Origin of the sequence: Cryobacterium sp. (genome assembly GCF_026786305.1) — a bacterium.
In the GTDB taxonomy this organism is placed as follows: domain Bacteria; phylum Actinomycetota; class Actinomycetes; order Actinomycetales; family Microbacteriaceae; genus Cryobacterium.
The window spans coordinates 44355-67974 of sequence record NZ_JAJAYI010000067.1; the positions used below are offsets into that span (position 1 = coordinate 44355).

Sequence of the window (23620 nt, forward strand, 5' to 3'; positions counted from 1 at the left end):
CCGTTTTCTACTCAGAATCACCGTGTGAACCCGGACTCTCGGTAGCGGGCGCAGCGGCTTGTGGGCTCGCGTCGGCCTGGGACTGGCGGGAGTGGGCCGATTGCAGGCCGGCCACAATGCCCAGGGAGCGCTTGATGCGGTTCGCGGCGTCATCGTCGGCCGCGCTTGCCGCCTGGTTCGCCTCGATCACGGCGCGAACGACCTCATCGCGCTGAATCTTCACCCCTCGGGGGGCGTCGATTCCGATGCGCACGCTGTCGCCGCGGGCGTCGAGCACGGTGATGACGATGTCGTCACCGATGAGGATCTTCTCCCCCAGTTTGCGTGTCAGAACCAGCATCGTGCCAGCCTATCGGTTTGAGCGCGGCCCTCCACGTAGCGGCGGGCCGATCCAGCGCGCAGCGCGGGTCGATCCAGCGCGCAGCGGCGGCCGATCCAGCGCGCAGCGGCGGGCCGCCTACGCGCGGCGGCTGGCCGCCCGACGACCGGTCGGCGCAGCGGCATCTCGGCCGTCCATCCATTCGACCGGCAGGTCAAGCTCGGTGACAGTCGCCGGTGAGGTGGTCAGCTGGGCACCGATGGCAGCGACCGCATCGACCGAAACTGCACCGGCGACCATGTTCACCCACCGCTTGGTGTCCTCCGGCTTACGCCCGGCATCAACGACGACCCAGACCTGGTCTGCATCGAGCGCGGCGAACGTTACCGCCCGCGCCACGACGTCGGAGGCGGGTTCGAGTCCGAAGGCAATGAACGTGCTGTGGCCCAGCTCGACGCCCCTGGCTCGCGCGGCGAGGGCCTCCCGGCGATCATCAACGCGCTCGGGTGACCCGTGAAGCAGCGCTCCCGAGATGCGCAGGTCACCGGAGCCGGCCAGGCGCAGCATGAGCCGGGCGATGGTGAGCGCGTCGTCAACGAGGCCGACGACGAGTACGAGGTCACCAGGCCGGGTAAGCGGGGTCGGTGCGAACCGCTGCGCACCGAATCGGGTGCCACCCGACGCGCGAAGCGTGCCCACGCCGACATCCGCTGCCCCGGTAGCTGCCCCAGTAGCAGCCCTGGTCGAGCCCGCTTCGTAGGCGGTTGCAGCGCCGGGCACCGGGTCAGCCGCTGGGACGACAAGGTCGACGGGAGCCCGGGCCGTCGCGAAGGTGAGTTCGTCCATAAGAGCGGCGAAGCCGTCAGAGTCGGTCGAGAGCCGCGGTGCGGTGTCGACGCGGTGCAACTGCGACTCCTCCTCGTCGGCATCGGCGAGCAGCGCGGCAATGCCCAGTCGGGCGGTCATGTCGAGGCCGGCGTGGGCCGATCGTCGGCGAGTCGCCGACTCGATCACCTCAACGATCACCTCGTAGTGTTGCCGTGCGAAGAACCCCCGAATTCCGCCCACTGTGACGCGTTCGGCAGCGATGATCGTGGCGTCTTTGCCGTGTACCGCGAGGATTCGCTCCTGCACTTCACGCAGGGTCGGCCCCTCAAACAGATATCGTTTCGGCTCCACGGACCACACCTACCGTCTCAATGGTGACGTTCGCCGACGTGACCTCTTGGTATGACAGTACCGGCAGCCCGCCCGTTTGGGTCGAAACCAGGCGACGAATGGCGGGGCGCAGCGCTGGGGCGCAGACCAGCACCGCGGTCTGGCCGTTGGCCTCGACCGTGGCGACCGACGACCGCACCGAGGCGAGCACCGTTTCGATGCGTGCCGGATCCATCAGAATCTGGGTGCCCTGGTCGGAGGGGCGCATGCCCTCGAGCATCGACTGCTCGAGCCCCGGCTCGATCATGATGACTCGTAGCACCGAACCGTCGAGGTACTGCGCGGTCAGCGCCGGCCCGAGGGCGTGCCGCGCCGACTCGATCAGCCCCTCGGGGTCGTTCGAGGTCTTTGCGCGCAGCGACAGGGCCTCGTAGATGCGCGGGAGGTCGTTGATCGGGATCTGCTCGATCAGTAGCCCCTGCAGAACACGCTGCACCTCGGCGAGCGAGAGCAGGCCGGGAATCAGATCGTCGACGGCCGAGGGGTTGACCTGCTTGACGCCATCCGTCAGCACCCGCACATCTTCGCGGGTCAGCAGGCGGGCCGCATTGGTGGTGATGATCGATGCGAGGTGGGTGACCACGACCGACACCCGGTCGATGACGGTGGCACCGGTCATCTCGGCGCTGTGCCGCATCTCGCTCGGCACCCATTTGCCGGCCAAACCGAACACGGGCTCAACGAAGACCTGGCCGGGAAGCGCTTCGAGTGCGTCGCCGAGGGCCAGGACCTTGCCCGACGGCGCGAGACCACGCCCGTATTCGACGCCGGCGATGCGGATGACGTACGTCGCAGGCGGCAGATCGACGCTGTCCCTCGTGCGCACCGGCGGCACGACGACGCCAAGATCCATTGCGATCTTGCGGCGCAGGCCGCGCACCCGTGCGAGCAGGTCATCGGAAGCACCAGAGACGATATCGACCAGGTCCGGTGCGAGCATGATCTCGAGCGCGTGCACCCGCATCTGCTCGATCAGATCCTCGTTGGTGTCTGACTTGGGGGCGCTGTTCTCGGCAGCAACGTTCGCTTCGACGTTCGCTGCGGTTGCGGTCTCTCGCACCTTGATGCGCTGGGCGGTCACGATGAGCGTGGCCCCCACGACGAGAAACGGCAAAATCGGCATGCCGGGGATCATCGCCATCAGGATGGCGGCTGCGCCGGCGATGGTGAGTGCGTTGCGCGACTGGGTCAGCTGGGCCGACGCCGTGGACCCGATGTCGGTTTCGGCGTTCGAGCGGGTGACTATCATACCCGTCGACACGGCCATCAGAAGTGCCGGAATCTGAGTGACCAGGCCGTCGCCAATGGTCAGCAGCGCGTAGGTGTTCAGCGCATCGCCGATCTCCATGCCGCGCTGGAACATGCCGATCGCGATGCCGCCGATCAGGTTGATGATGATGATGATCAGGCCGGCGATGGCATCACCCTTGACGAACTTTGAGGCACCGTCCATGGCACCGTAGAAGTCGGCTTCGGCCGAGACCTCGGCGCGACGATCCTTGGCCTCGGCGTCGGTGATGAGGCCGGCGTTCAGGTCGGCGTCGATCGCCATCTGCTTTCCGGGCATGGCGTCGAGGGTGAAGCGAGCACCGACCTCGGCGACCCGCTCGGCACCCTTGGTGACCACGACGAACTGGATCACGACGAGAATCAAAAAGATCACGGCGCCGATGATGATCGAACCGCCGACGGCGACATGGCCGAAGGCTTCGATGACCTGGCCGGCGTAGCCATCGCCCAGAACCAGCCGAGTGGATGCGACGTTGAGGCCGAGCCGGAACAGCGTCGCCACCAGCAGCAGCGAGGGAAACACCGAGAAGTCGAGCGGCTTCTTCACAAACATCGTGGTCAGCAGCGTGACGAGGGCGAGCATGATGTTCACGATGATGAGCACGTCGAGCAGCACCGCCGGAATCGGTACGACGAGCAGCAGAATTATGCCGACGACCCCGACAGGGACGGCGAGCTTGGTGAGATTGCGGTTCACTCTAACGTCCTCCGACTGGTTGAGGTTGTGGGGCTTCCGTTGGTGATGGGGCTGATAGGGCGCTCATGGTGTGGACTCCCGGCGAGCTGCCCCTGGCCTTGAGGGCCATGACGAAGGCGAGCACGCGGGCGACGGCGTTGTAGAAGTCGGCGGGGATCTCGTCTCCGATCTCGCAGGCACCGTGGAGGGCCCGCGCGAGCGGAATGTCCTGCACGATGGGCACCCGATCCGTGTCGGCCTGTTCGCGGATGCGGGTGGCAATGTGGCCAACGCCCTTGGCGACCACGCGCGGCGCCGATTTTCCGGGCTCGTACTTGAGGGCGACCGCAACGTGGGTCGGGTTCACCAGCACGACGTCGGCATCCGTCACCGAGGCAATCATGCGGTTGCGGCTCATTATGAGCTGGCGTGAACGACGTTGCGATTTGATCAGCGGGTCGCCCTCGGAGGCCTTGTTCTCATCTTTGACCTCTTTCTTCGACATGCGGGTCTTCTTGCGGTTGCGCCGCATGATGACGAAGATATCGGCGGCTGCGAGCACGAGCCCGGCGATGACGGCGGCCTGCAGCAGCGCGGCCGCACCGTTGGTTGCTGCGACGAGCAGCTCAGACACGGGCAGGCCGCCGGCGGTGAGCAGAACCGGCATGAGTCCCTGAATCACGGTGTACAGCACAAGCCCGACGACGGCGGTCTTGGCCAGAACCTTCACGCCCTCCCACATCGCCTGGGTGCCAAACACCCGCTTGAGGCCGGTGACAACGTTGAACTGCTCGTACTTGCCGGTGAACTTTTTAAACTGGATGCCGCCCTGCAGGGCTGCCCCGCCGAGCACGACCGCGACCACCACGACGAAGAACGGCGTCAGGCTAGCGGCCATCGACGCGAGTCCGTTGCCGAGCGCCTGAACGGCTACGTCGGGGTCTGGAGTGTTGGCCAGCGCACCGATCATATACATCTGGTCGGTGCCGGCGAGGGCACCGGCGGCAATGGTCGCCGGAAGCATGATAGCGGCCGCGCCAACACCCAGCCACGCGGTGACGTCCTGCGATTTGGAGAGCTGACCCTTCTCACGCACCTCTTTCATGCGCTTGGGGGTGGCAAGCTCGGTCTTTTCACCGGAATCCTCGGCCATTTACTTCACCCCCATCATCACGTCGATGGCTTGGCCGGTCAGTGACGACACGATGTGCGGCAGGGCCACAAAAACGGTCGCGGCGAGGAGGAGCGTGATGAGGATCTTCAGCGGAAAGCCGAGCGCGAACGCGTTGAGTGCGGGGGCGACCCGAGTGAGCAGGCCGAGGCCGGCATCCGCTAGAAAAAGCACGACGAGCAGGGGCCCGGCGATCTGCACAGCGGCGAGAAACATCTGGGTCGTTGCCGCGATCATGGCCTGAGCCGGGGCGGCGAGGTCAAGACCGCCGCCGAGGGGCAGCGCTGTGAAACTGCGAGCGAGACCGCCGATGATGAGTTGGTAGGCGCCCGACGCGAACATGAGGGCGAGAGCGGTCATCTGAAACAACCTGGTGAACTGGGCACCGTTCACCATGGATTGCGGGTCGAAACCCTGCGCCATCTGGAACCCGCTGAACATGTCGATCAGACCACCGGCTGACTGCACGGCCGCGAAGATCAGAAACACCAGAAAACCCAGGGCAGCGCCGACCAGAACCTCGAGAATGAGTGCGCCGACGAAACCCGCGGTGCTCTGTGACACGTAGCCCTCGGTGACGCGCGGTGCCATGGCCAGGGCGAGCCCGATCGAGAGCATGGCCTTGATCCGCAGCGGAATCGCCTTGTACGAGAATGGCGGCGCGATCACGAGAAAGGCGACCATGCGCACACCCGAGAGCATGACCGCTTCGATCCACGACACGTTGAGGACGAATTCCACCTCAGCCACCGCCGAGGAGTGCAGGAATCTTTTCAAACATCTGGTTCGTGAACGCGACCGACTCAGAGATCATCCAGTGACCGCAGATGAGCAGGGCGAGCGACACGGCGATCGCCTTGGGCACGAACGACAGCGTCACCTCCTGGATCTGCGTGATCGACTGCAGCAGCGAGATGACGAACCCGACCACGAGCGCGGTGATGAGCACCGGCGCGGACAGTTTCGCTGCGAGAATCAGGGCCTGCAGGCCAATATCGAGAACCGCGTTGGTGTTCATGTGACCATCTGATAACTGCCGATGAGTGAGGTGATGATGAGGCCCCACCCGTCGACGAGTATGAACAGCAGAATCTTGAACGGCAACGAGATCATGACCGGTGGGAGCATCATCATGCCCATGGACATGAGGGCGGCCGAGACGACGATGTCGATGACCAGGAACGGAATGAAGATGACGAAGCCGATGATGAAGGCGGCGCGCAGCTCAGAGATCATAAATGCGGGAATGAGCGTGAGCAGGGTGACGTCGTCGGGGTTATCAGGGTTGGGCTGGTCGGCGGCACGGGTCATCAGCGCAAGGTCTTCACCGCGGGTGTTGGCGAGCATGAATTGCCGTAGCGGCTCAGAACCGATGTTCAGAGCATCCGTGAAATTCATGGTGCCCTCGAGGTAGGGCTGCAGGGCAATGTTGTTGATGTCGGTCAGAATCGGCGCCATGATGAACAGCGACAGAAACAGGGCCAGCCCGGCGAGCACCTGGTTCGGCGGGATCGACGGCAGGGCCAAGGCGTTCCGGGTCATCGCGAGCACGACGAAGATCTTCGTGAAGCTCGTCATCATGAGCAGTAGCGCGGGTGCCACCGAGAGCAGTGTGATGCCCAGCAGGGTGACGATCGCCGACGACGGTGCGCCGTCTGGACCGTTGATGTCGATGCTCAGCCCGCCCCCGCCACTGTCGGCCGGGTTTGCCGGGTCGCTCGGAAGGGTCGGGTCATTCGGAAGGGTCGGGGAGTCGGGCATGGCCGGGTCGACCGGCACAGCGTGGCCGGCACTCTGGCTGACCCAGAGGATCACGACGGTGATCAGCACCACGAAGGCGAGCAGGATGCCGATGCGAACGTAGTTCTGTCGGGTGGCGAACCGCGAGACCCGGTTGTTCACCGGCCGTGCCGAAGCGCGGCGGCGGTCTGCTGCCAGGTGGCCGGCGACAGAATCGAACCGGCCAGGCGGGACGACGGCGCAATAGTGCCGTCAGGGTTCGTGGTTGCCGAGACCCTGGTGGGTGCGCCGTGCGCGCGGCGCGGACGGAACGCGAGCGGCGGCGTCAACACCGGTTCAGCCGACGTTGCGGTGGTCAGAGACCGGGCGAAGGCGTCGGCGGTGTAGCCGGGGGCCGCGGTCGCTGGCTCTGGCACCGGTGTGTCGCTGCCATGCAGAACGCTGACCGACTGCTCTGTGACTCCCAGAACGAGTCGTTGACCGTCGACGTCAACGACGACGACGGATGCCTTCTGGCCGATCGCCTGTCGGCCAACCACCACGACGAGGTCGGCTTTGGCTTTCTGTCGACCGCCGCCCTTGGTCAGGCGTCGCTGCAGGTACCAGAGCAGCCCGAGCACAACGCCCAGCGACAGCACCACCCGCAACGCAACAATGAGGGTATCCACTTATGACTGGCCCTCGGCGACGTCAAGAATCTGGGTGATGCGCACGGCGTAGTCCTGGTCGACGACGACGATTTCACCGTGGGCGATGAGACGGCCATTGAGCAGAATATCGGCGGGCGCGCCGGCGGAGCGGTCCAGTTCGATGACCGCGCCGGGCTCGAGGTTGAGCACATCGCGCACGGACATGCGGGTTCGCCCGATCTCAACGGTGAGGGTCATTTCGACGTTGTTGATGCGACCCAGATTCCCCATGACCGAACGAGTGGCGGGCAGGGTATATCCGCGAACGACACCGTTCTGGCGGATCCGGATGGCGAACCATCCGGTGATGGTGCCCGCTGCGCTCAGTTCGAACACGGTGGTGTCTTCTGCGGCGAACAGGGCGGAGGCATCCTCGCGCGCAGAGTCGCCGAGCACGCCGATGCCGAGCACCGAGGAGGCACTCTCGAGCGCGGGGCGCAGCACATCCTGGCTGGAGACGAGCGAGGGGGCGGCGCCGGCCGCGGCGTCGAGGGAGGCCGGGTCCATGAGCACAATGGCGAGGTCGGCCGATGTTGTGCCGACGTAGGAGGCGACGACTGCTGAACCGACCCGAGCCGACAGGGCCGAGCTGCCGAAGTGCGGTGTGGCCTGCAAGGGCATGCCGGTGGGCAAGGCCCGGATGAGTTCGTCCACGGCTGCGTCGGCGATGGGCTGGGTCGAAATCACTGGGTTTTCTCCTCGGTGTCAATGATGATGCAGGCCAGGCGGGAGCCGTTGGCTCCAACGGCCGCGCGGGCCAGGGGCTGTCCCCCGACAGCCAGGTCGAGCGGACGATGCTTTGGGTGGGGAACGGGGAGTACATCGCCGACCGCAAGGGACAGGATGCGACTGGGAAGCACGTGCGCCGGTGTCAGGCGCAGCGACACCTCGACCGGCACGGCTGCAATCTGTGCCTTGAGAAATTCTGCAGAGTTGGTGCCGGTCATGGTCGGGTTCACTTCGCCGAGCTGCGGAATGAGCGCCGTGGCGGGAATGGCGAGGGTCGCAGCGACGGTGACCTTTTCGACGCGAATCGAGAAGTTGGCCACGATCATGTGGTCACCGGTGGCGGCGGCCTGGGCGAACTGCGAGTTGTACTGAATCGCCTCAACGGCGATGTCGTGCACCAGCAGCGGCCCGAACGAGTAGCGCAGGTCTTCGAGGCCCTCGGTCATGAGCTGGCGCACGAGCGCCAGTTCGATCTGGGTGAAGGTACGCTCGGCCGGAATGACCTGCGTGCCGTTGCCGCCAAGCATGTGGTTGACCCAGGTCAGGCCCGTTGACGTCGGAAATTGGAAGACAGCGCGGGCTTCGATCCCGGCGATCGTGCACAGGACCATCGCGGTTTTCGCCGGCAGTGAGGCGGCGTACTCATCGTAGGTGGCCATGAGTACCTGGTCGCAGGTGATCGTGCACAATGCCCTGACGCGGGCGGTGATCTGGGTGCCCCACTGGCGGGCAAAGGTTTCACAGGCCAGTTCCAGCACGCGGGCATGATCGCGCGCCAAAGTGGTCGGCCGACGGAAGTCATATAACTCCACCGGTTTGGGCGCCTTTGTTGGCGCACTGGTTTCAACGTGTTCCTGGACCGTCACGTTTGGACTATCGGTCACCGCGCTCAGAAGGTAAGGAGAGGGACGCCGGACAGTTTCTGAGGATATTTTGCGTTCTACGGCGTTGTGGCGACGCTTGTTCCGTCAGCTTCGAGGGCCGCCGGGATCAAAGCGCGCACCCCGTCACTTTTGTCGGAGAGCAACACAATGTCGACCCGACGGTTCTGCGCCATGTCGGCGAGGGTTGAACCGGTCGAAGCCGGCCGCGCCGAGCCGTAACCGACCGCGCCGATGAGCCCCGGCGTCACGCCACCCTGCTCAACCAGGCGCCGCAGTACCTGTGTCGCGCGCCCACTCGAGAGCTCCCAGTCGGTGGCGAAGATCGCCGACTGTCCGTGCTTGTCAGCGTGACCCTCGACAGAGATCTGTCGATTCGCCGCCGCCAGAACCGGTGCCGCCGCATCGAGAACGGATGTCGCCACGGCGCTCAGCGCCGTGCTGTCGGGCGCGAAGAACGATTCAGACCCGACGAGCCCCATGGTCAACCCTCGTTCGTCGATGGTGAACGAGATGCGATCGGTCATGCCCGCAGCAGAGAGGTTGGCGTTCACCTGGTCTTCGATCGATTTCAAGGTGCGCACCTCCTCACGGGCGCTCGCGGCATCGGTGAGGGCGGTATTGGTCAGGGCGGTATCGATGAATCCCTCGGCCACATCATTGATTTTGTCTGCCGGAACGACCACGCCTTCGGCGGTATCGATCTTGCCGGCCTCAACCGTGCCGAAGCCGCTCGCGAGTGAATTGGCGAGTTTCTCAAACTTGGCCTGGTCGACCGTCGACATGGCGAACAGCACGATGAACATGCACATGAGCACGGTCACCATGTCCATATAGGACGCCATCCACCGTTCATCGGGATGAACCTCTTCGTCCTCAACCTTCTTGCGTCGACGAGGCCGGACGCTCATGCTGCCTTGGGAAGCGTCTTGGTGTTGACTTTCGGCAGATCCTCTGAAGGAATCATGGCGCGCAGTCGTTCGCCCAACAGACGCGGCTGGCTGCCGGCCTGCACGGCCAGGGCACCCTCCATGAGCAGCGTCATGCGGTCGACCTCAAGGTCGGCAAGGCGCCGCAGCCGTGCTCCGATTGGCAGCCAGATGAAGTTGGCCGAGAGCAGCCCCCAGAGGGTCGCTACGAATGCGGTCGCGATCATCGGACCGAGCTTTTCGGGGGTTGAAAGGTTTTCGAGCACGTGGGTGAGCGAGACGACCGTTCCGACAATGCCGACGGTGGGCGCGTAGCCACCGAGACTGTTGAAGAACTTGGCCGCGCTCCGGGCGGATCGAGCCTTGGTCGCGATGGAGTCTTCGAGCAGCATTCGCAGTTCATCGCCGTCGGTGCCGTCCGCAATGTTCTGCAGGGCATCGCGCAGAAACGGGTCGTTGACCGTGTCTGCCTCTTGTTCAAGAGCCAGAAGGCCCGAGCTGCGCGCGGTCTCGGCGAGGCCGACAACCTGGTCGATGACGGTTTGCGGCGGGGTGATCTTGCCACGGAACGCACCGGGGAGAGCTTTGAAGGCCATGATGGTGTCGCGCACGGTTCCGCCGGCAATGCCGACAGCGATGGTGGCGCCGAAGACCAGGATCATCGGAGCCGGAAGCAGAATCGACATGACCGATGAGTGTTCGAGCGTGATCATCGCCACGAGCGCGCCGAACGCGAGGAGGATTCCGATCAGTGTCGCGGGATCCACTAGATGGCCCTGGGGCCTCGGGCCAGATTGCCGGCAGTCGGCTCGTAGGCGAGGGCGATGACGTGGGCCCGATAGCTCGCGATCTTCTCGATGACATCGTCCATCGATTCGGTCACGATGAAGTTGGCGCCGTCGACCATGACCAGAGTGGTATCCGGGTTTTCGTGGATGCGTTCAATCAGGTCTGGATTGATCGCAAAGTGGCTGTCGTTCAGCCGCGTCAATACGATCATGAGCTCATCCCTGGTTTGAACGACTCGAGTGAGGCGTCACCAGCTACTGTCGGCCACCGGCCCGCCAGCGTTAGCTTGCACAGCGTCAGGGTATCGACAGGCTCGACCAGCGGAGTTCGTCAGTCGAGCCCGTCGCAACCGGTGGTCGAGCCCGTCGAGATCACAGGTGTCAGCGCTTGAGGTTGGTCAGCTCCTGCAGAACCTCGTCGGAGGTCGTGATGATGCGCGCGTTGGCTTGGAAGCCACGCTGGGCGACGATGAGGTTGGTGAACTCCTGCGACAGGTCGACGTTCGACATTTCGAGGGCACCGCTCTGCAGCGAGCCAAGGCCAGCCGAGCCCGGGGTCCCCGTGGTCGCCGCTCCGGAGTTGAACGTGGCGCGGTAGGCCGAGGAACCGGCCTTCTCGAGCCCACCAGGGTTGACGAAGTTGGCGAGGGCGACGCGGCCGATCGCGAGCTGGTTTCCATTGCTGAACAGGCCCATCAGGGTGCCGTCAGCGCCGAGGGTGTAGGAGTTCAAAGTTCCCGCGGCGTTGCCGTCGTTGGCGGCGCCAGCGACGGTGGTCATACCGGCGAAGCCTTCGAGCTTCGACAGATTCACGGTGATGTTGCCAGCGACGAGCGTGGAAGTTCCCGTGAAGCCGCCCAATCCGTTCGACGTGAGAGTCGTCGTGGTTGCGTCGAGCGAGTTACTGACCGTCCACTGGGTTGCCGATGACCGCGTGAAAGACAACTTCACCGTGCTGGAGGTTCCCAAATCGTCGAAGACCTGGATGTCACGCTCTAGCACGGTGTTCACTGTGGCGCCCGAGGGTAGATTACCGGTGAACGATGCTGTGGTGGTGCGGGTTGCAGCGCTGATCGCGCCGACCGGCAGCTGGATGTTGCCGGTGGCACCGCCGTCGTTGACGACCCCGGTGGCGCTGGCACCCCAGCCCTGCACGATGGCGCCGTCGGGCGACACGAGACGCCCAGCGGAGTCGAAGTCGAACGATCCGGCGCGGGTGTAGAGGGTCTCGCCGCCGGACTGCGTGATGAAGAAACCGTCGCCGCTGATCATGAGATCGGTCGACTTGCCGGTGGCCTGCGACGAACCCTGCGAGAAGTTGGTGGCGATACCGGCGACCTGCACGCCGAGGCCGATCTGGGCCGGGTTGGTGCCACCGACCTGATCCTGGGGAGCACCGGCGCCCGAGGTGAGCTGCGAGAGGGTGTCCTGGAACTGCGCGGCCGAGGCCTTGAACGCGGTCGTGTTGACGTTGGCGATGTTGTTGCCGGTCACGTCGAGCATGGCCTGGTGTGAACGAAGACCTGAGATACCGGAGTAGAGAGAGCGAAGCATGAGTACTGCCTTTCAATGAGTAGAAAGAAGTGAAGCTGGAAAGAGCGGGGGTTTAACGTGCAGCGAAGGGTGCCTACGTGGTGACGGGGGTCCTGACTCCCGAAATAACGTCGAGGGCAACCGGGTTGCCGTCAACGGTGACCTGGGGAACGGCACCGGCGAACGACACCGACGTGGCCACACCGGTGACCTCTGTACCGTCAGGCTTGCTGTAGGTGACGGTCTGACCGACCATCGCGGCCGCCGAGGTGCGCATCTGCAAAGAGAAACCCTCCTGGCTGGCCGTCGTCATCGCGGTGATCTTCTCCATCATGGCGAGCTGCGTGGTCTGCGCGATCATCTCGTTGGTGTCCATCGGCGAGCTCGGGTCTTGATTTTGCAGCTGGGTGACCAGCAAGGACATGAACACGTCGGAGTCCATCGATTGTTTGGGTATGCGCGTCGTGGCGGCGGTGTTCAGGCCGGCGTTCGAAGCGGCTGCGATTGATTCAACGGTCACGGCTGATCTCACTTTCTCGAGTAGAAACGGCACTCACGCCATCACGTCGATGGTCGAGTCTTCCCCAAAACGCTGGGGGCGCAGCGGTTCGGCTGGAGTGTCTGGTTCGTGGCCGACGCGAGCAGTGCGATCAGCGCCCTGCTGCCACGACCCCGCCGAATTGCCCGGATTGTCCTGGCTGGCCGGGTTGTGGCTGGCCAGGTTCTGATTCGACAGGTTCAATTGGGCATTCAGCCCCGAGCCGGCCAGGTCGCGGCGCAGATCGGGCATGATCGCCCGCAGTGAATCGCGCGCCAACTCGGTCGGTGCGAACAGTTCGACCCGAATTCCCTCTAACGAGACGTGGGCGCGCACGGTGACCGGTCCGAGGTTGTCGGGGGTGACGCTGATGGTCATCATGTGTTCCCCGGGGCCCACGTTGGCCAGCGAGAAGATCGGTTTGGCTACCTGTGCGGCCAGGGGAACGGGCGCGGCCTGTGCCATTAGGGCGACCGGGGCGGTGGGCGCAACGGGAGCGGCTGACACGACAGCGGGGAGCGGGGTCAGCGCACCGAGGGTGGGGGTCACCGCCGGAGCGGCGGCATCCGCTGTCACCAGACGAACGGCGTCAAGCTTCGTGGTGCCCGCCTTGACGGTGTCGGCGGGCAGAGCGAGCGCGACCGTCGGCGTCGGCGGTGCGGCTGGCGACACTGGTGCAGTAGTCGCCGGGTTCGAAGGCGTAAGCTGGCTCGACGTGGGCAGGCTCGACGTGGGCAGAGCCGACGTGCTGGCCGCCGGTGGTGTGCTGGCCGCGTCGGCCGGGGTGGTCGCTGAGGCTGGAATGGTCGGGTTGGCCGGGTTGGCCGGAATGGTCGCTGCAGGGGCGGCTGATGCGACCGCGACCGATGTGGCGCCAGCAGGCGCGGTGGCCGCGGCAGACGTCGAAGTCGAAGCTGTGCTCGACACCGCTGCGGCAGTTTCAGCCGAAACCGTGTTCGCGGTGCTGGCCGCAACATTTACTCCAGCCTGCACCCAGGAAGGCACGAAACCGGCGACCGATGCCAGTGGCGCAACAGGTGCAGGAGTCGGTGCTGCCACCGGCGCAGCGGTCGGTGCCGCGCCATCAGACGCAGTATCGGTGGCCGCAGTGTCATCGGCGATCATCGACTCATCTGCGACGGTGGCCACGGCGTTCGCCAGTGAGACCACGGCGTTCGCCAGCGAGACCACGGCGCCTTGCTGACGCGCTGCTGGCGACACGGTCTGCATCTGAACCGGCTGGGCGGCCCCCGCGCGGTTCGCTGCGGTCGTCGCGGCCACGGCCGGAGTGGCCTGGGACAATTCATCCACCGAGTTCTGCATGATCGAGGCGAAGCCTTGGGCTCCCGACGACTGGGCTCCCGACGACTGGGCTCCCGACGCCTTTGCGCCAGCGGAGTGTGCCGCCGAATGCGCAGGCGCGGCCGGCTTGAACTGGTTCAGAACGAGACTCACGCTGCGCCTCCCTTGGCGAATGATGCGAACGCGGCGCTGAGCATGTCAGCGGTGCCGATGCCCGCGGTGCCGCTACCAGCGGTGCCGGTGACCGCGGTTGCCGTCGGGATGATGCGACGGATGGTGGTGATCTCGGCATCGGACATATAGGCCTCACGCAGGCAGACCGTGCGGCCCGGGTAGGGCGCGTGGATGACCTTGTGGTCGCCGGCGTAGATGAGAATATGGGCTCCGCCACCGGTGACGATGAGGTCGCCCGGTTGGGCTTCAGCGAGCGAGGCTACTTCGGTTCCCATCTTCATCTGGCCAGAGACAAGGCGCGGCATATCTATGCCGATATCGGCATATACCTTTTGCACCAGACCGGAGCAGTCCATGCCGCTCGAATCTTCGCCGCCGAAGACGTAGGGCACGCCGAGGTACTTCTTGGCCGCGCCGACGACGTCGACGCCCGACTTACCGCCGGTCGACCCGACCGCGCTCGTTCCGGTGGCGGTGGCAATGGCGGTGGCAATGGCGGTGGCGGTGGTCGGGCCTGTGCCCATGGCTGCAGCAAGCTGCGCGGCGAAGGCGTCGGCATTGGTGGCAGCAACCGCTGGGGTTGCGGCGGCCTTCGGCACGGTGGCGCCGGCCGAGAGCTGGTGCAGGGAGGCCTGGATCTGCTCCATGCGGCCCATGGCTGCGATCATCGTCATGAGGTCACGTCGCTTCGGGGGTCAGAATTGTCTTGGTCACGGTGCCAGCGGGTCGACGCAATCTCATCGAGGACGATCTGCTCGGCGTGCAGGTCAGCGGCGGCGACGGCAGCCAGATGGCGCACCTCAAGTTTTTCCAGGGCGATCGACTCGGCCCGGGCCGCATCGAACACGGTCTGGGCTTGGTCGGCGCTGGTCTGGTTGGTGCGGCCGAGCGCGTCGAGGTCGGCAAGCATGCTGCGCGACGACGAACGTGCGGCGGCCATGGCGTTCATCGCGGCGACGGTCTGCGGGGTCGCCCCACTGGTGTTGAGTGCCGAGCGCGCACGACCACGTCGGGCTTCAATCGCGGCGACCCGAGCGTTCGCCTCGGCGAGGTCGAGGGCGGCCTGGTCTTGTTGCAGGCGACGAAGGCGCAGCAGGCCGGCGAGGGGGAAACCGCGTTTCATGCCACACCGCCGAGGGTGCGGGTGAGCCGGGTGAGCTGCGCCCAGGCCTGCTCTGTGGGGGTCTGGTCGTTCATGCGCTGCTGGAGAAAGGCTTTGATTGCTGCATCGTTGGCCACGGCCGCATCGACGAGCGGGTTGGTGCCGACGCGGTAGGCGCCGACGTCGAGCAGGTCTTGGGCGGCGGCGCGGGCGGCGAGCACAGTGCGCAGGGTCGTCGCGATCTGGTTGCGTTCGGGCGAGTTGACGCGCGAGGCGACCCGCGAGATCGAGGCGAGCACGTCGACCGACGGAAAGTGGCCGGTGATGGCGAGTTTGCGATCGAGCACGACGTGGCCGTCCAAAATCGAGCGGGCGGCATCCGCTATGGGCTCATTGTGGTCGTCGCCGTCGACGAGCACGGTGTAGATGCCGGTGATCGAGCCGGTTTCATCGGTTCCGGCACGTTCGAGAAGCCGGGCCAGCACCGAGAAGGTCGACGGCGGATAACCGCGGGTCGCCGGCGGCTCCCCCACCGACAGGCCTATTTCGCGCTGGGCCATGGCGACGCGGGTCAGCGAGTCCATCATGAGCACGACGTCTGCGCCCGTGTCACGAAACGATTCGGCGATGCGGGTTGCGGTGAACGCTGCACGCAGACGCATCATGGCCGGTTCGTCCGAGGTCGACACGACCACGATTGAGCGAGCGAGGCCCTCGGCACCGAGATCGTCTTCGAGAAATTCGCGCACCTCACGGCCACGCTCCCCCACCAGGGCGATGACCGAGACCTGGGCGTCGGTGCCGCGGGCGACCATCGACAACAGCGACGACTTGCCCACGCCCGAGCCGGCGAACAGGCCCATGCGCTGGCCGCGACCGACGGTGGTGAGCGTATCGAGCACGCGCACGCCGAGCTGCAACGGTTGGGTGATGCGGGTGCGGTGCATGGCCGAGGGGCTGTCGTTCTCGATCGCGACGGCGCCGTCAGAGAGCAGCGGCCCCTTGCCGTCGATCGGGCGGCCGAGACCGTCGATGACACGGCCGAACAGCCCGGTGCCGGTGGGTACCAGCAGAGGCGTGCCGGCCGTACGCACCCGCGCACCGGCTTTGAGTCCGGTCATACGCCCGAGCGGCATGCAGCGGATGCCCTCCCGTGTCGTCGCCACGACCTCGGCTTCGACCCCGGGCTGGTGCGGTTCGGCGCCCAACACGACGAGTTCGCCGATGGCGGAGCGCAAGCCCCGCACCTCAACGCTCAGGCCAATGATCGATGACACCACGCCGACCCGCTCAGGCTTCGCAGCTCTGAGGGCCATCGTCAGCTGCTGGGCGCGGGGGCGCCACATCGTCGTTGTCACGCGGAGTCTCCGAGCAGCGCGGCCTTGGCGCGGGCGAACGCAGTGCTGATGCTGGCATCAAGAAACCCGTCGCTGAATTCGGTGAGGGCGTCGCCGCGGTGGATGAGCGCATCCGCTACAAATTTGACCTCGGTGAGGCTGCTGATGGCTGTACCGAGCACGGCGAGGTCATCGGGGTGCATGCGAATCGTGTGGATCTCGCTGCGATCGAGGTCGTCGGCGCGGCCCTGGGCACGTTCAAGGGCCCGGCGGGCTGACGGCTCGGTGCGGCTCAGTTCGCTGCCGAGCACGGCTTCGGCCAGGTCGAGGGCGGTGTGCACGAGGGTGTCTTCGGCCTCGCGCAGCAGCGGCATGCTGCGTTCGTCAAGGGCCTGGGCCGCGGCACGCAGCAGTCGCACACCACGGTCGATCCTGGCGTCACCCAGCTGCCGGCTCTCGGCGTGCTCGGCCTCCATCTCGGCTGAACGCCGAGCCACCTCGTCGGCGGCAGCGTGCAGTCCTCTGGTGTAGCCGGCCGCGTGCCCCTGGGCGCGCGCCATCTCGTCAGCGCGGGTGGTCTCGTCGTCCCGCACACGAGGGAATGCGATGCGACCGAAGACGGAGTCAACTGACATATTCGTCCTCCGTGCCGCGCGTCACGGTAATGACACCCTGCGCCTCCATGTCGCGGATGGCGCGCACAATGTTGGCACGGGCATCTTCGACCTGGCTCAGACGTACCGGGCCGAGGGCCTTGATCTCGTCTTCGAGCATGTCGCGGTTGCGCTCGGACAGGTTCGCGCGAATGACCTCGGCGACGGCGCTCGAGGTGCCCTTCAGGGCCATAGCGAGGGCTGTCGTGTCGATCCCGCGCAGCACCTGCTGCACGTCGCGGCTCTCCAGCTTCACGATGTCGACGAAGGTGAGCATGCGTGAACGCACCTCTTCGGCCAGAGCCGGGTCGCTCTCCTCGAGGCCTTCGAGCAGGGAGCGCTCGGTGGCGGCATCCGCTCGGTTGAGAATATCGACGAGCGGTTGAATACCACCGACGACCTCGACGACCTCACGAGAGACGACGGCGCCGGTGCGCTGCTTGAGCGACTCGGTGACGACCCGAATCGCCTCGGGCGTTGCACTGCCCATTGTGGCGATGCAGCGGGCGACCTCGGTGCGCAGGGCTGGGTCCAGGCCGGTGAGTACTCCGCTGGCCTGCTCGCGGCGCAGGTGCGCCAGAACGAGGGCGATGGTCTGCGGCATTTCGCCGTCAAGCAGGTTGAGCACGTCGTTGGGTTCTGAGGTGTCGAGAAATTCAAAGGCCTTGCCGGCCATAGAGGTGGCGACACGGGCCAGCACACCGGCCGCGCGCTCGGCACCGAACGACGCCTCAAGAAGGCCGGCGGCAAAGTCGTGGCCACCGCGCGCGTGGCGGCTGCCCCGCTGGGTGATCTCTTGAAACTCGATCAGGGTTGATTCGGCCACGGACGAGTCAACCTTGCGCAGTTGCACAATCTCTGACGCGATGACCTCAGCTTCGACGTCGGTGAACTGTTTCATAACTTCGGTGGCCCGCTGGCGGTCCATGTTCATGAGCACGACGGCGACCTTTTGAGTGCCGGTCAGCGCGGCCGAGGCTTTCGCCGCGGAGTCGGTCATGCCGGCTGCCGATCGTCCATCAGCCCGCGCAAGAACTCGGCGGTGCCGCGCGGGTCGTTCTGCGCCAGCGCGTCAATTTCAGCGCGACGGATGTCTGCCGGTGTCGGCTCGAAGGCCACGGTGCGAATGACCTGGGTGGGCAGGTCGCTCGGGTTGAAGAACAGCGAGCCCGGCCCGGCGGTCAGGGCGTTCGGGGTCTCTGCGCCTTCGCCAAGCGCGTTCTGCATCTCGGAGAGATCGCCGAGCTCGACCGTTTCGCGGCTCTGGCGGCGCGAGCGGCGCGCGTAGAGCAGCAGGCTGACCACGAGGGTGATGACGATGCCGGCGGTGATGACCGAGACGCGGATGATGTCGGCGAGCTGCTCTGCCGAGGCGGCATCCGCTGTGGCTTTGAGCGCGGCGGCGGCGGAGGCAGCGCCCGAGGTGTTGAACGGCATGACCTCAACGGTGATGGCGTCGCCGCGCACGGTGTCGACACCGGCGGCCGAGGTGACCATCGACGTTACATCGGAAACGTTGAGCACCTTGGCCGCTGCGGTGTCGAGCACGACCGAGACGGTTTGGCGCTTGATCGAGCCGGACGGAATCGTGCGGTTCTCGGTCACCTTGTTGATGGCGTTGTTCTTGGTCGTCGTGCCCGAGGTGAAGGTGCCATCGGGGTTGGTCGTACCGGTAGTCGTGGCGGCAGCACCCGTCGCGGTGGTCGACGTAGCACCGAGCACGCCGGCGGCGGCTCCCCCACCACCGCTGTAGTTCTCGGTCGCCACTGATTCGCTCAGCGTCGGCGCGTTGGTCGGCGTGGTGAACGACTCTTCAACGCGAGAGGCAGATTCGTAACTCATGTCGGCGGCCACAACGACGGTGGCGTTGCCGACGCCGACGACCTGGTCGAGCATGGCCTGCACGGCGCCCCGCACACGCGACTCGTAGTCGGCGGCCTGCTGGTCGGCAGAGCCGGTCGCGCCCACGCCAACGGCCGAGAGCACGGTGCCGCTCGCGTCGATGACGGCCACATCTGAGGCTTTCATGCCGTCGATCGAGGCGCTCGTAAGGTGCACGATGGCCTGAACCTGTTCGTTCGAGAGCGTCACGCCGTTGCTGGTCTGCACGAAAACGGACGCCGTCGGGTCGTTCTTTTCAGACACGAAGACGCTGTCCTTGGGGATGGCCAGCTGAACGGAGGCGGTCTGCACGCCGTCCATGGCACCGATGGTCTTGGCCAGTTCGCCCTCAAGGGCACGCTTGTAGGTCACGGACTGCTGAAACTCGCTCGAGGTGACGCCCATCGTGTCGAGCAGCGAGTATCCCCCGGTGCTCGCCGACGGCAGCCCGGCGGCCGCGGCCTTGAGACGCTCGTCGTACACGTTCGCCTCGGGCACCATGACGCTCGCGCCGCCATCGGCCAGTTCATACTTCACTCCGTCGGCACGCAACTGCTCAACGACGGCGTTCGCGTCAGAACCGCTCAGCCCGGTGAACAGGGGCGTGAACGCGGGCTTGGTGACCCACATACCGAGCGCAGCTGCCCCGAGCACGAGCACCGCAACACCGATGATGGCTACGGTGCGCTGGGCAATGGTGAATTCGCGAATAGCGTTGCCGAAACGGCGAAAGACGCTGGTGACCTGACGGGGCATTAGGCCTGCATCCTCATGATCTCGTTGAACGCGTCGACGCCCTTGTTACGAATGGCGGCGACGAGTTCCATCGTGACCGCGGAGCGGGTCGAGGCGATGGTGGCGGTGTGAATATCGTTGAGGTCGCCCGAGACGGCCTGAATGGCGAGGGCGTTCGAGGTCGACGAGAGACTCTGCAGGTTGTCGACCGCGCCGCTCAGGGCGTTACCGAAGCTGGCACCGTCGGTGCCCTGCGCAGCTTGAGTGCTCGAGCTGCCCATGACGCCGCCAAGCGAAGCGGAACCGGCGACCCCCTGGATGAGGCCAATTGCGCCGAGCGGCATCAGCCACGTCCGATCTGCAGGGCTGCTTCGTAGGCGGTCTTGGCCCGGTCGACGACCGCGGCGTTGGCCTGGTAGCCGCGCTGGGCCATGATCAGGTGGCCCATCTGCTCGGCCATGTCGATGTCGGGGTAACGCACGTAACCGTTGGCGTCGGCCAGCGGATGCGCCGGCTCATACACGAGGGCACCGGCGGTGTCGCCGAATGCCGCGGTGGCCGAGACTCCCGAAACGCCCTGCCCCTCCTGGGCGACGATGTAGCGCTCTTGAAAGGCCCTGTCGCTGGTGGCTGTGACGGTGCTGGTGTTGGCGAGGTTGTCGGCGATGGCGTCGAGCCATTTGCGGTGCATGGTCATTCCGCTGCCCGCGATGCCAATTGCGTCGACCATCAGCTGGTCCTGATGGCGGTGCGCATGGCCGTTGCCGGGCCGTCGATCGCCTTCGCCGCGAATTGATAGCGCAACAGGGCGTCAATGTTCGACAGCGTCTCGGTGTCGAGGTTGACGTTGTTGCCGTTCAGCCCGGTCGCTTCAAGCGATCGCTCGGTGCTGGCAGTGACCTGGCCACTGCCATCCGCTACCGATTTCGCGAGGGCCTTCTCGAATGAGACGACCTTGGCGTGGTAGTTCGGGGTGTTGATATTGGCGATGTTGCTCGCGATGGTGCGCTGGCGCAACGCGAGACCATCCAGTGCACTGGTGAGCGCAACAGAGGTCACGGAATCAAGCATGGTTACCCGTTTCGTCGACAAGAGACAAGACGGCCAATCCGTGGCCCGGTATGAGCAATCCATGCTCACTGGTAGTTATCGACGCGGGTGAGAGTTTCGTAAGGAGTTTGCTGAAAGTACTTGAATTCTGTTGCGATACAGGGTTTCAGCCGTCAACATCCAGATAAACGGATGCCCGCGCGTCGCGTCGCGGAGGCACCGAACGTACGGCGGCCAAGTGCCGACCCACGCCCGCGCGCGCCGCCGCCAGCTCCCCCACGAGCTTCTTCTGATTACCGAGCAGGTGCCGCACGCGCGCCCCGAGCTCGGGAGGGAGCGCCGCCAGCCCTGCCGGTGGGGTCCACGCGTTGGTCGAGCCAGCCCTGTTGGTCGAGCTTGTCGAGACCATCACATCTTCGTTGGTCGAGCTTGTCGAGACCACCAATCGCGCCGCTTCCTCCAGCTGCAGCTCGAGTGCGTCCAACGCAGCGTTCCACGCCTGCAGATTCGCGTCGCTACCCAATCCCCAGCACCCCGCCAACCCGCGCAGCTGCGACCGGCTGAGCCGGCAGCATCCCGGCCGCTTCATGCCAGGTCAACCGCAGTGGCTCGAGCAGATCAATGCATTCGCGTGTCCGTGCCGCATCCCGATGCGTGTTCGCGCTCATCATCGCCGTCGACGCGTAGGTGTACAGCGAGAACAGCCCGTCGCCGCCGTCCCAGGCCTCCACGTTGAGCGAGGTACTCAGTTCAGACACAATGGCCTGCGCGTGCAGAAGGTTGTCGCTGGCAACCTGCCAGTCCTGGCGCCCCTGCGCGGCTTCGGCCCGGTTCAAATCGAGCAGCAGCCGGTCGTAGAGCATCGTGAGCAGTCGCACCGGCGTGGCCGAGAGCACCGCTTCGCGGTTCAACTGTGCGCGTCGGGCCTGTGCCCCACCCATCATGCTCATAACAGCCATCATCATCCTGTGGTCGAGTTGGAACTGGGGAGCCCGGCAACCTGGGCGCTCAGCCACGAGGACTGGGCTTTCAGGGCGCTGAGCTGGGTTTCCAGTGCGGTGTAGGTGCTCTGCAGGGTTGCCCGGCGGGTGGCCAGGCTGCGGTCCCAGTCGGCGATGCGGTCGCCGAGGTTGCGCACGGTGGACTGCTCACCGGTGATCTTCTGAGTGAGCTGGCCGTCGTATCTGTCCGAGGCCGTGGTGGCGGCCGCCGCAACCCGGGCGGCGATCTCCGTGACGGCGGCCTTCACCGTCGCCGGGTCCTTGGCGAGGGCGGCGGCGAACCTGGCCGGGTCGAACTCCATGGTTCCCAACCGGCTGATGCTGATGCCGTACTCCGACGGGGACCGCCCGTTCACGGGTAGGGAGGCCGCCGAGAGGATGCGCTGCTTCGTGTCCCGGATGGTGCTGTCACCGGAGAACAGTCCGGCCGTCGTCCGTGAGATCCCGGAGGAGTTCGTCGTGGTGCTCACGGTCGTCCTGGCCGTGATCGTGGCGAACACGCCGTTCAGGGCGGTGACCAGGTCGGCGGCGCGGGTGCTGATCTGTGCGTCGTCGCGGGCCACGGTGATGCTGACCGGGTCGACCGATACGGCCGAGACGGTGAGCGTCATACCGGGCAGGATGCCGGCGAACGTGTTGGTTGCGGAGGTGATCTTCTGCTCGGCCGCGGTGCCGGCCCAGAGGGTGACCTCGGCATCCTGCGCGGCCTGGGTCTGGGTCATCGGCACGGTCGTGCCGGAAATCGTGACGCCGGCGGCCGCGCCGGACGCGGTGGCCGTGAACTGCAGACGGAAACCGTCGACTCCCACGGCAACCTTGGTGGCGATGACGCCGGCGCCGGCCGCATTCACGGCCGAGACCATGTCGTCGAGCGAGGTCGAGGCGCCGGTGACGGTCGTGGCCGTGCCGTCAGCCCGCGTGACGGTGAGGTTGGTGTCGGGCCAGGCGGTGACCGGGCCGGAGACCATGACCTGGGTCTGGGCGAGCCTGCCGACGACGAGGTCGAGCTGGCCGGCAGCGGCACCGGTCGAGGTGGTGACCGTGACACCGGTGGAGCTGCTGGTGGCCGAGTAAAGATCGAGAGCGGCCGGCTTGGCGGCGGTCTTGGCCAGGTCGGCGAGAGCGGCCACCTGGGTGTTCAGACCCTGGAGCGCCGTGATCATGGTCTGGGCGGCGGAGACCCTGGCCTTGAGCTGGGTCTGCGGGATTGCCTCGACCTGCATCAGGGAGTTGATCAGGCTGGTGGTGTCCAGGCCGCTGACGAGGCCGTCAATCGCTGTGACCATGTCGTCTCCTCCTTCTGCTTCCTGGTAGTGCTGGATTGTGTTGGGTCACGCTGGCTCGGGCTGGTGCAACGCGAATGGCTGGTGGCGGCCGAGGGATGAGGTCCAGTTCATCTCTCGGTCACCACCAGCCATAGTTCACCGTGCGGTTGCCCGAAAGGTTCAGCTCACCGGTTTAGCGGAGGAGCTGCAGCACGCCCTGGTTGGACTGGTTCGCCTGCGCGAGCATGGCGGTACCGGCCTGCGAGAGGATGCTGGAACGGGTGTACTTCACCATTTCCTCGGCCATGTCGGTATCGCGGATACGCGAACCGGCAGCGGTGAGGTTCTCCTTGGCAACGGCCAGGTTCTTGATGACGCTCTCGAAGCGGTTCTGCACGGCACCCAGGTCGGCGCGCTGCGAAGAGATCGCCGTGATTGCCGTGTCGATCGCGGTGATCGTGGTCTGGGCCGTGGCGTTGTCGGTCACGACAAAGCCGGCCGCACCCGTCGCGCTGCCCAGTGTGCCAACCGCTGTGGCCACGTCCGCGTTGTTGACGACGATCTTGTCGTTGGCGGTTGCACCGGCACCGATCTGGAAGGTCATCGTGCCACCCTTGAG

The 23620-nt window shown here is 65.7% G+C and carries 29 protein-coding genes; all 29 read right to left on the minus strand.

What is annotated here, in order from left to right:
- Nucleotides 1-7: 7 nt before the first annotated feature.
- Nucleotides 8-340, minus strand: a complete 333-nt coding sequence (gene csrA, locus LH475_RS07555; RefSeq protein WP_196843844.1) for a carbon storage regulator CsrA — start codon at nucleotides 338-340, stop codon at nucleotides 8-10.
- A gap of 117 nt (nucleotides 341-457) precedes the next feature.
- Nucleotides 458-1498, minus strand: coding sequence for a hypothetical protein (locus LH475_RS07560; protein WP_196843845.1), 1041 nt, complete (start codon nucleotides 1496-1498; stop codon nucleotides 458-460).
- The gene (locus tag LH475_RS07565; RefSeq protein WP_297413219.1) at nucleotides 1473-3524 is read right to left on the minus strand and encodes a flagellar biosynthesis protein FlhA; all 2052 of its coding nucleotides are present in this window, start codon (nucleotides 3522-3524) and stop codon (nucleotides 1473-1475) included. The genes LH475_RS07560 and LH475_RS07565 overlap by 26 nt, the downstream gene beginning before the upstream one ends.
- A 1-nt stretch (nucleotide 3525) precedes the next feature.
- Nucleotides 3526-4656, minus strand: coding sequence for an EscU/YscU/HrcU family type III secretion system export apparatus switch protein (locus LH475_RS07570; RefSeq protein ID WP_196843847.1), 1131 nt, complete (start codon nucleotides 4654-4656; stop codon nucleotides 3526-3528).
- Entirely contained in the window at nucleotides 4657-5415 is a 759-nt protein-coding gene (locus LH475_RS07575; protein ID WP_196843848.1) for a flagellar biosynthetic protein FliR, read from the minus strand. It lies immediately after the preceding gene.
- Nucleotide 5416: 1 nt separating this feature from the next.
- Nucleotides 5417-5692 (minus strand): flagellar biosynthesis protein FliQ, encoded by a 276-nt coding sequence (gene fliQ / locus LH475_RS07580; protein ID WP_196843849.1) that lies wholly within the window; start codon nucleotides 5690-5692, stop codon nucleotides 5417-5419.
- Entirely contained in the window at nucleotides 5689-6453 is a 765-nt protein-coding gene (gene fliP, locus LH475_RS07585) for a flagellar type III secretion system pore protein FliP (RefSeq protein ID WP_297413238.1), read from the minus strand. Before fliP ends, fliQ begins: the two co-directional genes overlap by 4 nt.
- A 119-nt stretch (nucleotides 6454-6572) precedes the next feature.
- Nucleotides 6573-7082: a flagellar biosynthetic protein FliO gene (locus LH475_RS07590; RefSeq protein WP_196843850.1), complete on the minus strand. Its 510-nt coding sequence runs from the start codon at nucleotides 7080-7082 to the stop codon at nucleotides 6573-6575.
- Nucleotides 7083-7790, minus strand: coding sequence for a flagellar motor switch protein FliN (gene fliN, locus LH475_RS07595; protein ID WP_297413220.1), 708 nt, complete (start codon nucleotides 7788-7790; stop codon nucleotides 7083-7085).
- Nucleotides 7787-8698, minus strand: a complete 912-nt coding sequence (locus LH475_RS07600) for a flagellar motor switch protein FliM (protein WP_297413221.1) — start codon at nucleotides 8696-8698, stop codon at nucleotides 7787-7789. The genes fliN and LH475_RS07600 overlap by 4 nt, the downstream gene beginning before the upstream one ends.
- 74 nt (nucleotides 8699-8772) lie before the next feature.
- Entirely contained in the window at nucleotides 8773-9624 is an 852-nt protein-coding gene (locus LH475_RS07605) for a flagellar motor protein MotB (RefSeq protein ID WP_196843852.1), read from the minus strand.
- Entirely contained in the window at nucleotides 9621-10409 is a 789-nt protein-coding gene (locus LH475_RS07610; protein ID WP_196843853.1) for a MotA/TolQ/ExbB proton channel family protein, read from the minus strand. Before LH475_RS07610 ends, LH475_RS07605 begins: the two co-directional genes overlap by 4 nt.
- Nucleotides 10409-10642, minus strand: coding sequence for a flagellar FlbD family protein (locus LH475_RS07615; RefSeq protein WP_196843854.1), 234 nt, complete (start codon nucleotides 10640-10642; stop codon nucleotides 10409-10411). The genes LH475_RS07610 and LH475_RS07615 overlap by 1 nt, the downstream gene beginning before the upstream one ends.
- Before the next feature lie 169 nt (nucleotides 10643-10811).
- Nucleotides 10812-11984, minus strand: coding sequence for a flagellar hook protein FlgE (locus LH475_RS07620; RefSeq protein WP_196843855.1), 1173 nt, complete (start codon nucleotides 11982-11984; stop codon nucleotides 10812-10814).
- 73 nt (nucleotides 11985-12057) lie between these two features.
- Complete coding sequence (locus LH475_RS07625; protein WP_196843856.1) at nucleotides 12058-12483, minus strand: flagellar hook capping FlgD N-terminal domain-containing protein; 426 nt, start codon at nucleotides 12481-12483, stop codon at nucleotides 12058-12060.
- Nucleotides 12484-12516: 33 nt separating this feature from the next.
- A complete protein-coding gene (locus LH475_RS07630; RefSeq protein ID WP_297413222.1) occupies nucleotides 12517-13956 on the minus strand; it encodes a flagellar hook-length control protein FliK in 1440 nt (479 codons plus the stop codon).
- Nucleotides 13953-14651 carry a C40 family peptidase gene (locus tag LH475_RS07635; RefSeq protein WP_297413223.1) on the minus strand — a complete coding sequence of 233 codons (699 nt, stop codon included), beginning with the start codon at nucleotides 14649-14651 and terminating at the stop codon, nucleotides 13953-13955. Before LH475_RS07635 ends, LH475_RS07630 begins: the two co-directional genes overlap by 4 nt.
- A complete protein-coding gene (locus tag LH475_RS07640; RefSeq protein WP_297413224.1) occupies nucleotides 14648-15100 on the minus strand; it encodes a flagellar export protein FliJ in 453 nt (150 codons plus the stop codon). Before LH475_RS07640 ends, LH475_RS07635 begins: the two co-directional genes overlap by 4 nt.
- The gene (locus tag LH475_RS07645; protein WP_297413225.1) at nucleotides 15097-16395 is read right to left on the minus strand and encodes a FliI/YscN family ATPase; all 1299 of its coding nucleotides are present in this window, start codon (nucleotides 16393-16395) and stop codon (nucleotides 15097-15099) included. The genes LH475_RS07640 and LH475_RS07645 overlap by 4 nt, the downstream gene beginning before the upstream one ends.
- Nucleotides 16396-16433: 38 nt before the next feature.
- Nucleotides 16434-17051, minus strand: a complete 618-nt coding sequence (locus LH475_RS07650; RefSeq protein ID WP_196843860.1) for a FliH/SctL family protein — start codon at nucleotides 17049-17051, stop codon at nucleotides 16434-16436.
- The gene (fliG, locus tag LH475_RS07655; protein ID WP_196843861.1) at nucleotides 17041-18069 is read right to left on the minus strand and encodes a flagellar motor switch protein FliG; all 1029 of its coding nucleotides are present in this window, start codon (nucleotides 18067-18069) and stop codon (nucleotides 17041-17043) included. Before fliG ends, LH475_RS07650 begins: the two co-directional genes overlap by 11 nt.
- Nucleotides 18066-19706, minus strand: coding sequence for a flagellar basal-body MS-ring/collar protein FliF (gene fliF, locus LH475_RS07660; RefSeq protein ID WP_196843862.1), 1641 nt, complete (start codon nucleotides 19704-19706; stop codon nucleotides 18066-18068). The genes fliG and fliF overlap by 4 nt, the downstream gene beginning before the upstream one ends.
- The gene (locus LH475_RS07665) at nucleotides 19706-20029 is read right to left on the minus strand and encodes a flagellar hook-basal body complex protein FliE (protein WP_196843863.1); all 324 of its coding nucleotides are present in this window, start codon (nucleotides 20027-20029) and stop codon (nucleotides 19706-19708) included. Before LH475_RS07665 ends, fliF begins: the two co-directional genes overlap by 1 nt.
- Entirely contained in the window at nucleotides 20029-20418 is a 390-nt protein-coding gene (locus LH475_RS07670) for a flagellar basal body rod C-terminal domain-containing protein (RefSeq protein ID WP_196843891.1), read from the minus strand. Before LH475_RS07670 ends, LH475_RS07665 begins: the two co-directional genes overlap by 1 nt.
- Complete coding sequence (locus LH475_RS07675) at nucleotides 20415-20756, minus strand: flagellar basal body protein (protein WP_196843864.1); 342 nt, start codon at nucleotides 20754-20756, stop codon at nucleotides 20415-20417. Before LH475_RS07675 ends, LH475_RS07670 begins: the two co-directional genes overlap by 4 nt.
- 145 nt (nucleotides 20757-20901) lie before the next feature.
- A complete protein-coding gene (locus LH475_RS07680; protein ID WP_196843865.1) occupies nucleotides 20902-21219 on the minus strand; it encodes a hypothetical protein in 318 nt (105 codons plus the stop codon).
- 31 nt (nucleotides 21220-21250) lie between these two features.
- The gene (locus LH475_RS07685) at nucleotides 21251-21694 is read right to left on the minus strand and encodes a flagellar export chaperone FliS (RefSeq protein WP_196843866.1); all 444 of its coding nucleotides are present in this window, start codon (nucleotides 21692-21694) and stop codon (nucleotides 21251-21253) included.
- 2 nt (nucleotides 21695-21696) lie between these two features.
- The gene (gene fliD / locus LH475_RS07690) at nucleotides 21697-23022 is read right to left on the minus strand and encodes a flagellar filament capping protein FliD (protein ID WP_196843867.1); all 1326 of its coding nucleotides are present in this window, start codon (nucleotides 23020-23022) and stop codon (nucleotides 21697-21699) included.
- 172 nt (nucleotides 23023-23194) lie between these two features.
- Nucleotides 23195-23620, minus strand: a 426-nt coding sequence (locus LH475_RS07695; RefSeq protein WP_297413231.1) for a flagellin, incomplete at its 5' end; no start/stop codon positions are given.